The sequence below is a fragment of the Kitasatospora sp. NPDC089913 genome, assembly GCF_044748625.1.
GTDB lineage: Bacteria > Actinomycetota > Actinomycetes > Streptomycetales > Streptomycetaceae > Kitasatospora.
In genome coordinates this window covers 12,921-24,497 of sequence record NZ_JBIVGI010000027.1, presented here as the reverse complement: position 1 = coordinate 24,497, position 11,577 = coordinate 12,921, and the positions used below count along the sequence as shown (strand labels likewise).

The 11,577-nt window shown below is 73.3% G+C and carries 9 protein-coding genes; 3 read left to right on the top strand and 6 right to left on the bottom strand.

Annotated features, from left to right (window positions below):
• Positions 1 to 19: 19 nt before the first annotated feature.
• Positions 20 to 931 (top strand): CAP domain-containing protein, encoded by a 912-nt coding sequence (locus ACIPYS_RS31450; RefSeq protein ID WP_400752511.1) that lies wholly within the window; start codon positions 20 to 22, stop codon positions 929 to 931.
• A 29-nt stretch (positions 932 to 960) separates the two neighbouring features.
• On the opposite strand, the gene ACIPYS_RS31445 is transcribed toward ACIPYS_RS31450, so the two are convergent.
• The 5 genes from ACIPYS_RS31445 to ACIPYS_RS31425 all read right to left on the bottom strand — a co-directional run bounded on the left by ACIPYS_RS31445 (position 961) and on the right by ACIPYS_RS31425 (position 8,274).
• Positions 961 to 1,467: a DUF4240 domain-containing protein gene (locus tag ACIPYS_RS31445; RefSeq protein ID WP_400752508.1), complete on the bottom strand. Its 507-nt coding sequence runs from the start codon at positions 1,465 to 1,467 to the stop codon at positions 961 to 963.
• Between the two features lie 75 nt (positions 1,468 to 1,542).
• Complete coding sequence (gene narI, locus ACIPYS_RS31440) at positions 1,543 to 2,268, bottom strand: respiratory nitrate reductase subunit gamma (RefSeq protein WP_400752505.1); 726 nt, start codon at positions 2,266 to 2,268, stop codon at positions 1,543 to 1,545.
• A gap of 77 nt (positions 2,269 to 2,345) precedes the next feature.
• Positions 2,346 to 2,975 (bottom strand): nitrate reductase molybdenum cofactor assembly chaperone, encoded by a 630-nt coding sequence (gene narJ, locus ACIPYS_RS31435; RefSeq protein WP_400752502.1) that lies wholly within the window; start codon positions 2,973 to 2,975, stop codon positions 2,346 to 2,348.
• On the bottom strand, positions 2,972 to 4,579 hold the full coding sequence (gene narH / locus ACIPYS_RS31430; RefSeq protein ID WP_400752499.1) for a nitrate reductase subunit beta: 1,608 nt from the start codon (positions 4,577 to 4,579) through the stop codon (positions 2,972 to 2,974). The genes narJ and narH overlap by 4 nt, the downstream gene beginning before the upstream one ends.
• On the bottom strand, positions 4,579 to 8,274 hold the full coding sequence (locus ACIPYS_RS31425; RefSeq protein WP_400752729.1) for a nitrate reductase subunit alpha: 3,696 nt from the start codon (positions 8,272 to 8,274) through the stop codon (positions 4,579 to 4,581). The genes narH and ACIPYS_RS31425 overlap by 1 nt, the downstream gene beginning before the upstream one ends.
• 374 nt (positions 8,275 to 8,648) lie before the next feature.
• Between ACIPYS_RS31425 and ACIPYS_RS31420 the strand changes: the two genes are divergently transcribed.
• Positions 8,649 to 9,593: a tellurite resistance/C4-dicarboxylate transporter family protein gene (locus ACIPYS_RS31420; RefSeq protein WP_400752496.1), complete on the top strand. Its 945-nt coding sequence runs from the start codon at positions 8,649 to 8,651 to the stop codon at positions 9,591 to 9,593.
• Between the two features lie 260 nt (positions 9,594 to 9,853).
• Here the strand turns inward: ACIPYS_RS31420 and ACIPYS_RS31415 are convergent, their stop codons facing one another.
• Positions 9,854 to 10,378 carry a hypothetical protein gene (locus ACIPYS_RS31415; protein WP_159424769.1) on the bottom strand — a complete coding sequence of 175 codons (525 nt, stop codon included), beginning with the start codon at positions 10,376 to 10,378 and terminating at the stop codon, positions 9,854 to 9,856.
• A 472-nt stretch (positions 10,379 to 10,850) separates the two neighbouring features.
• On the opposite strand from ACIPYS_RS31415, the gene ACIPYS_RS31410 reads away from it, so the two are divergent.
• Positions 10,851 to 11,567, top strand: coding sequence for a hypothetical protein (locus tag ACIPYS_RS31410; protein WP_400752492.1), 717 nt, complete (start codon positions 10,851 to 10,853; stop codon positions 11,565 to 11,567).
• Positions 11,568 to 11,577 lie beyond the last annotated feature (10 nt).

The window sequence follows — 11,577 nt, the reverse complement described above, 5'->3', positions numbered from 1 at the left end:
CGAGCAGTAGGAGAACCCCGTGAACGACACCTCCACCCGCACCACCCGTGTCCGCGCCCGGTCGGCGGGGGCGGTGCTCGCCGCGTGCGCGCTGTCGGTCACCGGCCTCGCGCTGTCCGCCGCGCCGGCGAACGCCGCCGCCACGGACGTGGTCGAGCAGACGATCACGATCCAGGACCACCAGAACCACCACGCGCTGGCCGGCGCGGACGGGGAGGGCTCTCGGATCGTCGCGCGCAACTACCGCGACAGCTCCACCCAGTTCTGGATATCCAACAAGCCGAACGGCCGGGTCGACTTCGTCCGCAACGTCAACGGCACCGAGCGTGTCGTCGAGATGGACACCAGGGACGGCCGGACCACCCAGTTCGTCCACTGGTGGGCGGGGGACAACCAGCAGTGGACCCTGGAGAACGCCGCGGAGGGCGGCACCTACCTGCACAACGCCCGGGACAACCGCTGTCTGACCTACCACGGCCAGGACCGCGAGGTGACCGTCGAGTCCTGCGACGGCAGCATGTCCCAGCGGTTCGACCTGGTGCCCGGGTCCGGCACCACCCAGCCCCCGACGTCCTCGAACGAGCAGCGCTTCCTCCAGCGCCTCAACGAGCTGCGCGCCCAGTACGGCAAGGCACCGGTGCGGCTCAACGCGACCCTCGGCCAGGCCGCCCGGTGCAACGCCGGCCAGATGGACCAGCGTCACGTGTCCGGCCACTTCTGCGACTCGGGCGCCATCGCCAAGGGCCTCGGCTACAACTGGCGGGCCTGGGGCGAGATCGCCTTCTACGGCCCCACCGGCATCGACGCCGCCTTCGACGGCTGGGTGAGGTCCTCGCTGCACTTCAACATCATGATCGACGGCAACTACACCGAGGTCGGCCTCTCCCAGGTCGGCGCGGCCTCCTGGAACGCCGACTTCGGCACTCGCTGACCTCCCCCGCGGGGACGGCCGGACCACCGTCAGAGGTTCGGCCAGCCCTCGCGGTTGGAGCAGGACTCGTAGTCGTAGCGGGTGTCGTGGTCCCACTCCTCGCCCGTCGCCGCTTCGTACGCCTCCTCGTGGACGTACAGCAGGGCTTCGCCGCTGCGGAAGGAGTGGGCGGCGAACAGCTCCGGATCGGCGAGCACCCGGTCGTACGCGGCGCGTCCGGCGGCGACCACGGCGGCGCGGGCGTAGAGGAAGCCGTCGTCGCTCAGCGGCACCGGCGCCCCGGGGAGGTCCGGGTCCGCGGCCCGCTGGGTGCCGTACTCCTCCCGGTCCAGGCGGTACAGCGCTTCGGCGAGGCGTTCGCCGTAGCCGAGGATCTCCTCGACCGGACCGGCGGCGAGCACCTCGCCCAGCCGCTCGCAGCCCTCGTCGAGGGTCGCGCAGACGGCGACCGCGGGCTCGCCGCCGATCAGGTCGATCAGCTGCCAGAACCGCTGCCAGGACAGCTCTGCCGCCGGTGCCTCGTCGATGGTGCTCACGGTCGTACCGTTCCGTTCCGGATTCGGGTGGGTCGGCACCGATCCTGGCACGGACCACCGACAACCGGACGGCGGTCAGTCCTCGATCCCCTCCCAGCCGCGCCGGGGCGGGGCGCCGGCGGGCTGCTTCGGGTCGCGGGAGCGGTAGACGATGTACGGGCGGAAGAGGTACTGCACGGGTGCGCTGAACATGTGCACCAGGCGTGTGAAGGGCAGCAGCGCGAACAGCAGCAGGCCGACCACCGCGTGCACCTTGAACGCGACCGGCACGCCCGCCATCCGGTACACGTCCGGGCTCAGGGTGAACAGGCTGCGGACCCACGGGGCGATGGTGGTGCGGTAGTCGTATCCGGCGTCGAGCGAGGCGTGCGTCAGCTTGGCGACCAGGCCGAGCACGATCGCCGCGAGCAGCACCGCGTACATCAGCTTGTCGTTGCGGGTGGTGGCGCGCAGCACGGCCGGGTTGGTGCGCCGGCGGTAGAGCAGCACGAGGATCCCGGTGACGGCGAGCAGTCCGGCCGCGCAGCCGGCGAACAGCGAGAGCAGGTTGTAGGCGTGCTCGTCCAGGCCGACCGCGTCGGTCCAGGAGGCGGGCACGAACAGGCCCATCAGATGGCCGACCAGGACGAACAGGATGCCGTAGTGGAACACCGGCGAGGCGAGGTTCAGCAGCCGGGACTCGTAGATCTCGGAGGAGCGGGTGGTCCAGCCGAACCTGTCGTAGCGGTAGCGCCAGACGAGGCCGGAGACGAGGAGCGCGAGCGCGATGTACGGCAGCGCGCCCCAGAGGAAGGTGTCCATCGGCGGGTCTCCGGTCGGGGGTCGGAACGGTTCGGTCGGGACGGCTCCGTCAGGACGGCTCCGTCAGGACGGCTCGGTCAGGACGGCTCGGTCAGCAGCGGCAGCAGCCCGAGGTGCCCGTACGGCGTCAGCGCGTCCAGCCCGACGTCCTCCCGGGGCGGCCCGCTGCGGGCCAGGGCCAGGGCGGCGGCGCGGTCCTTCGGCGAGGGGCCGGGCAGGGTGGCGCAGACGGCGGCGAGCACGTCCGCGTACGGCGTGCCGTGCTCGGTGAGGGCGAGCCGCAGCAGTTCCAGCGCGGGCCGGTGCTCGCGCAGCAGGGTGTCGTCGCCGGTGGCGGCGGTGAACTCCAGTACGGCGGGCAGGAAGTCGGGCAGGTCCTCGCCGGTGAACTCCAGGGCGTGCGCCCGGTAGGCGGCCTTGAAGCGCAGCAGCGCCGCGCCCCGCCGGCGGGTGTCGCCGTCGGTCCACCAGCTCAGGTGGAGGCTGTGCCGCTGCCGGAAGTCGAACACCTCGACGTACTGGCGGGCGAGTTCGCCGGGCGGGAGGCCGGCGGCACGGCCGAGGAAGGCCCGCAGCGGCGCGGCGGCGGCGTGCCGGACCGGGGCCAGCAGCGCGGTCAGCTCCGTCGGCGGCGTGGTCCGGTCGGGGTAGCAGAGGCATTCGGCGGCGACCCGGCGCACCACCGCCGCCGCCCCGTCGCCGCTCACCGGCCGGCCTCCGGCGGGTCCTGCCGGTCGCCGGTCTGGCGCCGGCGCAGCGCGTGGAAGCTCTCGACCGTGATCAGCGGCAGCGAGCGGCGCCCCGATCCCTCGCCGAACGGCCCGTCCGCGCCGCCGGGGTCGCCGTCCGTGTGGTCGAGGCCGCAGCCGGTGGGCACGGCGGACTCCTCCAGGCGTTCGGCGTCGGCGCGGGCGGCGGTCGGGATGACGTAGCGGTCCTCGTACTTGGCGATCGCGAGCAGCCGGAAGAGGTCCTCGACCTGCCGGGCGTCGAGCCCGACCGCCTCGGCGGCGGCGGGGTCGGGGGTCCGGCCGAGGTTGACGGCGCGCATGTGGGCGCGCATCGCGGCCAGCCGGTCGAGGGCGGCGCGCACCGGCACCGGGTCCCCGGCGGTGAAGAGCTGGGCGAGGTAGTCGACCGGGATCCGCAGGGCGTCGATCGCGCCGAAGAGGTTGCCGGCGTCCTCGCCGTCGTGGCCGCTGGCGGCGACCTCCTCGACCACCGGGGAGAGCGGCGGGATGTACCAGACCATCGGCAGCGTGCGGTACTCGGGGTGGAGCGGCAGCGCGACCCGGTAGGTGCTGATGAGCGCGTGCACGGGCGAGCGGCGGGCGGCCTCGATCCAGTCGTGGGGCACGCCGTCGCGTTCGGCGGCCCGCCGCACCTCGGGGTCCTCCGGGTCCAGGAAGACGCCCAACTGGGCCCGGTAGAGCTGGTGCTCGTCCGCCACGGAGGCGGCTTCGGTGACCCGGTCGGCGTCGTAGAGGACGACGCCGAGGTAGCGCAGCCGCCCGACGCAGGTCTCGGAGCAGACGGTGGGCAGGCCGACCTCGGTGCGCGGGTAGCAGAAGGTGCACTTCTCGGCCTTGCCGGTGCGGTGGTTGAAGTAGATCTTCTTGTAGGGGCAGCCGGTGACGCACTGGCGCCAGCCCCGGCAGCCGTCCTGGTCGACCAGGACGATGCCGTCCTCGGCCCGCTTGTAGATCGCGCCGGACGGGCAGGCGGCCACGCAGGCGGGGTTGAGGCAGTGCTCGCAGATCCGGGGCAGGTAGAACATGAAGCTCTGCTCGTACTCGAACCGGATCCGCCGCCCGACCTCCTCGCGCATCCGCTCCACGTTGGGGTCGGCGGGTCCGTGCTCGGGGGCGCCGCCGAGGTCGTCGTCCCAGTTGGGGGACCATTCGACGGCCATCGGCCGGCCGGTGATCATCGAGTGCGGCCGGGCGACGGGGTAGTCCTCGCCGAGCGGGGCGTCGGTGAGGGCGCGGTAGTCGTACGTCCAGGGCTCGTAGTAGTCCTGGAGGGTGGGCAGCACCGGGTTGGCGAAGATGGTGGCGAGCTTGTACAGCCGCCCGCCCTGGCGGAGTTTCAGCCGCCCGTGGCGGTCCAGCCGCCAGCCGCCGCGCCACTTCTCCTGGTCCTCGTAGCGGCGCGGGTAGCCGAGCCCGGGGCGGGTCTCGACGTTGTTGAACCAGACGTACTCGGTGCCGGCGCGGTTGGTCCAGGTCTGTTTGCAGGTCACCGAACAGGTGTGGCAGCCGATGCACTTGTCGAGGTTCATCACCATGGCGAGCTGGGCCATCACACGCATCAGTACCGCACCTCCTGGCTCCGTCGGCGGATCACCGTCACCTCGTCGCGCTGGTTCCCGGTCGGTCCGAGGTAGTTGAACGCCCAGGAGAGCTGGGCGTAGCCGCCGATCAGGTGGGTGGGCTTGAGCAGCACCCTGGTCAGCGAGTTGTGGATGCCGCCGCGTCTGCCGCCGGTCTCGGCCCGGGGCACGTTGACGGTGCGTTCCTGCGCGTGGTGCATGTAGACCGTGCCGGGCGGCATCCGGTGCGAGACGACGGCCCGGGCGACGACGACGCCGTTGCGGTTGACGGCCTCGATCCAGTCGTTGTCGGCGACGCCGATGGCGGCGGCGTCCTCGACCGACATCCAGACCACCTGCCCGCCGCGGGAGAGCGCGAGCATGAACAGGTTGTCCTGGTACTCGGAGTGGATGGACCACTTGTTGTGCGGGGTGAGGTAACGGACCGTCACTTCGGCGTGCCCGTCCGCCCCGAGGGCCGGTTCGCCGAAGAGCCGGCGCAGGTCGAGCGGCGGCCGGTAGACCGGCAGCGCCTCGCCGAGTTCGTGCATCCAGTCGTGGTCGACGAAGAAGTGCTGGCGCCCGCTGAGCGTGTGCCAGGGCTTGAGGTGCTCGGTGTTGACGGTGAACGGGCTGTAGCGGCGCCCGCCGGACTCGCTGCCGGACCACTCGGGCGAGGTGACCACCGGGGCGGGGGCGGCCTGGGTGTCGGCGTAGGTGACCCGGCGGCCCTCGTTCTCCGCCGCGAGGTGCGCCAGCTCCCGTCCGGTGCGGCGCTCCAGGTCCCGGAAGCCCTGGGTGGCGAGCCGCCCGTTGGTGGTGCCGGAGAGCGCGAGCACGGTGTCCGCGGCCTTGACGGCGGTGTCCAGCAGCGGGCGGCCGTCGGCCGGGCCGCCGCGGGCGGTCCCGTTGCGTGCCTTCAGCTGCTCGACCTCCTGGTCCGGCCGCAGCACCACGCCCTTGACGGGCAGGCCGAGTTGCTCGACCAGCGGACCCAGCGCGGCCATCTTCGCCGCCACGGCGGGGTAGTCGCGTTCGACCACGGCCAGGTTCGGCAGGGTGACGCCGGGGACGGGCTCGCAGTCCCCGTCGCGCCAGTCGGCGTCGGTGCCGCCGGGCTGCGCCGTCTCGCCGGGGGTGTCGTGCTGGAACGGCGTGGCGACGACGTCGTGCCGCACCCCGAGGTGCTCGGCGGCGAGTTCGGAGAACCGCCCGGCGATCGCGTGGAAGGCGTCGAAGTCGGTGCGGGCCTGCCAGGGCGGGTCGACGGCCGGGGCGAAGGAGTGCACGAAGGGGTGCATGTCGGTGGAGGAGAGGTCGTGCTTCTCGTACCAGGTGGCGGCGGGCAGGACGACGTCGGACAGCAGGGTGGAGGAGGTCATCCGGAAGTCCAGCGAGAGCAGCAGGTCGAGCTTGCCCTCGGGTGCCTCCGGGTGCCAGCGGACGTCGCGCGGGCGCTGCTCCGGCCCGGCCTCGCGGGCCCGCAGCGAGGAGTGGGTGCCGAGCAGGTGCTTGCTGAAGTACTCGGCGCCCTTGGCGGAGGAGCCGAGCAGGTTGGCCCGCCAGAGCGTCATCACCCGGGGCCAGTTGGCGGGTTCGTCCGGGTCCTCGCAGGCGAACCCCAGGCGTCCGGCGCGCAGTTCCGCGACCACGTGCTCCTTCGGGTCGCGGCCGAGGTCGCGGGCCTCGTCGGCCAGGTCGAGCGGGTTGCGGTCGAAGGTCGGATAGGAGGGCATCCAGCCGACCCGGGCCGAGCGGGCCAGCAGGTCGACGGTGGCCAGGCCGCGGAACCGGCCGGTGCCGAGCGGGGAGGCGAGCACGTCGGCGGGGTAGGTGTCGTAGCGCCACTGGTCGGTGTGCAGGAAGAACCAGCCGGTGCCGATCATCTGCCGGGGCGGGCGGGACCAGTCGGTGGCTCCGGCGAGGGTGGCCCAGCCGGTGAACGGGCGGCACTTCTCCTGGCCCACGTAGTGCGCCCAGCCGCCGCCGTTGCGGCCCTGGCAGCCGGTCAGGGTGAGCAGGGCGAGGAAGGACCGGTAGATGGTCTCGGAGTGGAACCAGTGGTTGGTGCCGGCGCCCATCAGGATCATGCAGCGGCCGCCGGACTCCTCGGCGGTGCGGGCGAACTCCCGGGCCACCCGGACCACCTGGGCGGCCGGGACCGAGGTGTGGCGTTCCTGCCAGGCGGGGGTGCCGGGGGTTTCGGCGTCCTGGTAGGAGTCCGGCCAGCGGCCGGGCAGGCCCGGGCGGCCCACGCCGTACTGGGCGAGCAGCAGGTCGTGGACGGTGGTGACCAGCGCGCCGCCGTCGAGGCGCAGGGCCGGGACGCCGCGGCGGACGATCCCGCCCAGGCCCTGGCCGTGCTCGCCGCCGTCGGTGTCGAAGCGCGGCAGCAGCACCTCGACCGGGGTGGCCGCCTCGTCGCCGTACAGGGTGAGGCGCGGGTGCACGTCCTGGAGGTCGAGGTTCCAGCGGCCCTCGCCGGAGGCGGTCCAGCGGAAGCCGAGCGAGCCGTTGGGCACGGCGGGGCGGCCGGTCGCCCCGTCGAGGACGACGAGTTTCCAGTCGGCGCCCTCGACGCCGTCGCCCCCGTCCCCGCCCCCGTCCTCGCCCGAGCCACCGCCCCCGAGGTCGCTCGCGCGCAGGAACTTGGCGGGCACGTACCCACCGTCCCGTTCGGTGAGGGTGACCAGGAACGGCAGGTCGGTGAAGCGGCGGACGTAGTCGTCGAAGAAGGGCGTCGTGCGGTCGACGAAGAACTCGCGCAGGATCACATGGCCCATCGCGAGGGCCAACGCAGCGTCGGTGCCGGGGTGGGGGTGCATCCACTCGTCGGCGAACTTGGTGTTGTCCGCGTAGTCCGGGGAGACCGCCACCACCTTCTGCCCCCGGTAGCGGGCCTCGGCCATCCAGTGCGCGTCCGGCGTCCGGGTGACCGGCACGTTGGAGCCCCACATCATCAGATAGGCGGCGTCCCACCAGTCCCCCGACTCGGGCACGTCGGTCTGGTCGCCGAACACCTGCGGGGAGGCGACCGGCAGGTCCGCGTACCAGTCGTAGAAGGAGAGCATCGGCGCGCCGATCAGCGCGTGGAAGCGGGCGCCGGCCGCGTGCGAGACCATCGACATCGCCGGGATCGGCGAGAACCCGGCGATCCGGTCCGGCCCGTACCGCTTCACGGTGTGCACGTGCGCGGCGGCGACGATCTCCACCGCCTCGTCCCAGCTCGTCCGCACCAGGCCGCCCTTGCCCCGGGCCCGCTGGTAGGAGCGGCGGCGCTCCGGATCGTCCTGGACGTCCGCCCAGGCGAGCACCGGGTCCCCCAGCCGGGCGAGCGCCTCCCGGTACAGCTCCAGCAGCACCCCGCGCACGTACGGGTAGCGGACCCGGGTGGGCGAGTAGGTGTACCAGGAGAAGGCGGCGCCGCGCGGGCAGCCGCGCGGCTCGTACTCGGGGCGGTCGGGGCCGACGGACGGGTAGTCGGTGGCCTGGGTCTCCCAGGTGATGATGCCGTCCTTGACGAAGACCTTCCAGCGGCAGGAGCCGGTGCAGTTGACGCCGTGGGTGGAGTACACGACCTTGTCGTGGCTCCAACGGTCCCGGTAGAAGGAGTCGGAGTCCCGCCCGCCGGTGAGCCGGACGCTGTGCAGGTCGGGCGCCGGGGTTCCGGGGCGGAAGAACCGGCCCGCCCGCAGGAACGCGGCTCCCGGCTCGCCCGGCGCCGGGGCGCCGGTGCCGGCGTTGCCACCATCACTGCCGGTACCGCCGGTGCCGCTGGTCGGCTCCCGCACGTGAACACCCTCCCGATCCGGGCCGGACTGTGTGCCCATCGAAACCGCGCGGCCGCGGCACCGCACCCGGGGACGTCCCGTCGGGTGACCTGTCGCCCGGCCGCGGCCCGGTCCGGCGGGCCCGGCTGGCAGGACGCCCGCGCGGGCGGTGCGATGGGGTCATGGACGACAGAGCCGTGGGAACAGCGGACGGGCACGGCGCGGACCGCGGTGGACCCGGCGGGCGGCGCGGGGGACCGCGGTGGGCCGCCCTCCCCCCGGCGACCGGGGCGGCGGTGATGGCGACCGGCATCATCTCGATCGGCTTCCACCTCAGCGGCTTCGACGCGCTGTCGGCCGCCGCGCTCTGGATCGCCGCACTGCTCTGGCTGCTGCTCGCCGCCGCCTTCGTCGCCCTGCTCGTCGGCGACCGGAGCGACTGGACCGCCCGGGCGCACACCCCGCCCGCGCTCACCGCCGTGGCCGCGACCACCGTGCTGGGCGTCCGGCTCGACCAGCTCGGCCGGACGACGGCGGCGGAGGCCCTGCTCGCCCTGGCCGCCGCGGCCTGGCCGGTGCTGCTGACCTCCGTACTGCGCCACCTGGGACGCCGGTTGCCCGGCGGCGCCTTCCTGATCTGTGTCGCCACCCAGGGCCTGGCCGTCCTGGCCGCCACCCTCGCCCCGCACACCGCCGACTGGCTCGCCCGGGCGGCCCTGGCGCTGTTCCTGCTGGGGCTGCTGCTCTACCTGGACGCGCTGCTGCGCTTCGACCTCCGCCAGGTGACCGAGGGCGCCGGTGACCACTGGGTGGCCGGCGGCGCCCTGGCGATCTCCGCCCTGGCCGGCTCCAAGCTGCTCGCCTCCGGCGTCTGGAGCGGCGGCGCGCACACGGCGCTGCGGGTGGTCACGCTGGTCCTGCTGGGGATCGCGCTGCTCTGGTACGCCGTGCTGGCCGTCGCCGAGCTGACGCACCCCCGCTTCCGCTACGACCTGCGCCGCTGGTCGACCGTCTTCCCGTTGGGCATGACCTCGGTGGCCGCGCTGTCGACCTCCGCCGCCGCCCGGGTGGAGTGGCTGGACCCGCTGGGCCGGGCACTGCTCTGGGTCGCGGCGACGGTGTGGCTGCTGGTCGCGTTCGGCGCGCTGCGCACCCTGCGGCGCGGCCGGCGGCGCCCCTCCGCCGGGGCCGGTACGGCTCCCGGTCCCGGTCGCGACCGGGCTCTCCCCGTCCGGGACGACTGACCCCCCGACCGATCACCCCCACCGATCACCCCCCACCGATCATCCCGACGGACCGTCAAGACCGACCGCCACGGACCCGCTCCCGACCGGGCGTCCCACTCACACGTCCCGGTCCCGGTCGCCGCACCCGCGCCCGTGTCCGCGACCGGGTCCACCTGGTTCTCCTCGCCCACGAGTCCGGCCCGGTCCCGCCGGCCGCCGGTCCGTCGACGGACCGGCGGTGACAGCGGGTCGGCCCCCGGCGCGGGAGCCACGGGGGCTCAGTTCACGGCGTAGGTCACGTAGTAGACGGAGCCCTCGACGTCGGACTTGGCGAGTTTGGCGATATTGCCCCTCCCCTGCTCGTCCTCGCGGATCTGGACGGAGCCGAGCAGGTCGTCGCTGGACACGGAGTCGTAGTCCCAGAGCGAGAGGTTCTGGGCGAAGGAGACCGGAACGTCGATGCCCGGCTGGGCGGACTGGCCGGCCTGGATGCTGGTGGTCTGCTCGCCGCCGGGCCAGATGCTGCGGTCCAGGCCGCCGGCGGTGTCGGTGGTGAGGTACAGGTCGTCGGGGTCGGATCGGGCGGTGTCGATCATCTGCACGGCCGAGGGGATGCCGCGCACGATGGACTCCAAGGACCCCAGGCCGAGCTCGTCCAGCGGAATGGACTCGGCCAGGTTGGCGATGGCTTCGTTGACCCCCACATCGGTACCGGTCGCGGCGTGCAGGCACCACACGTCACGAATTGTCGCGGTCGCGGTCATGACGGCCTCCTGGGTCGACTTGATCGGGTCGGCTCTCATCGAGCGTCGAAAGGATCGAAAGGAGACGAATGACGGAATGCGACCATTGTCGCTCCGATCCGGGAACACGGTCCACTCCTCACGGTGACAGGTCCGAGGGGCGCAAAGAATCTCACGGAAAGTGTTGGAGCACCCGCAGGCTCGGGAATAGAGTGGGTCACATACCCGACAACTTTCCCTGCCGGGAGTTCTTTCCCGCAGGTCGACCCGCTGTTGAGGAGCTGGGTCCGGAATGTCCCGGACCATTGCCGTCGGACCCGGAACCGGCGCTTCATCAGATCGGCGGCGCTTCGTCCCATCGGCGCGACCGATTCCCCTCGGGGGCGGTGCGGCATTCCACGGTCCGATCGGTGGCGCAGTGCCACCGGCGCGGCGTTCCCGCATCGATCACCATCCGTGGCACGGGCCGTGAATTGTCACTGCCCGTGATATTTCCCGGCCATTCTCCCGGATTCGCCGCGAGGAGTCCGCCATGCCCCAGCTCAATCCCTTCCCCCACGACGGCGAGGGCGGACTCGGTCCGTCCGCCTCGGCCAAGGGCTGGCACCAGGGGTACGTCGCCGCGGTGAGTTCGCCGTCCGCACCGCCCCGGACCCCGCTGGTGCGCAGCACCGAGTTCATGGACGCGTTCGAACTGGGCGCGGCGGCGGGCCGGGCGGACGGCCTGGCCGAGGGCTGGCGCTGGCGGTACTTCGGCGAGGACGCGCGGTCCGGCGACGACACCGGGCAGGGACCGCAGCCGGCGCAGAGCCCCGCCGAGCCGGTGAACGCCGGGGAGGGCGGACCGGCGCGGGCGGACTACCCGCTGGCCTGGCACTGCGTGGGCGCGGCGGCGCTGCGGGTGCTGCTGGAGCAGTTCGCCCCGGGCTCCGACCGGGAGTTCCCCGGCCTGCGCCTGGACCGGGCCTGCGCCGACAAGGGCGTCTTCCGGCTCTATCTGCCGGTCCGGCTGGTACCCCGCGATCCCCCGGCCGAGCCGACCGGCGACCCGCTCGCCGATCAGGGGTACTGGCACGGCACCGCGACCGACTCGCTCGCCGACGCCGCGGCCGAGGGCCCGGACGGGCCCGACGCACCGGTCACCCGGGCGCCGGCCTTCCTCGGCCTGGTCCGCTACCGGCCCGCCGGGGAGCACGACTTCTGGGACGTCCTGCCGGCCGGAGGCCGGATGCCGCCGACGCGCGGCTGACGAGGAGCGA

Coding starts and splice junctions, on each gene's coding strand:
- narI (WP_400752505.1), bottom strand. CDS start 2,268: ATGGACACCTTCCTCTGGGGCGCGCTGCCGTACATCGCGCTCGCGCTC.
- narH (WP_400752499.1), bottom strand. CDS start 4,579: ATGCGTGTGATGGCCCAGCTCGCCATGGTGATGAACCTCGACAAGTGC.
- ACIPYS_RS31420 (WP_400752496.1), top strand. CDS start 8,649: ATGGCGACCGGCATCATCTCGATCGGCTTCCACCTCAGCGGCTTCGAC.
- ACIPYS_RS31415 (WP_159424769.1), bottom strand. CDS start 10,378: ATGAGAGCCGACCCGATCAAGTCGACCCAGGAGGCCGTCATGACCGCG.
- ACIPYS_RS31410 (WP_400752492.1), top strand. CDS start 10,851: ATGCCCCAGCTCAATCCCTTCCCCCACGACGGCGAGGGCGGACTCGGT.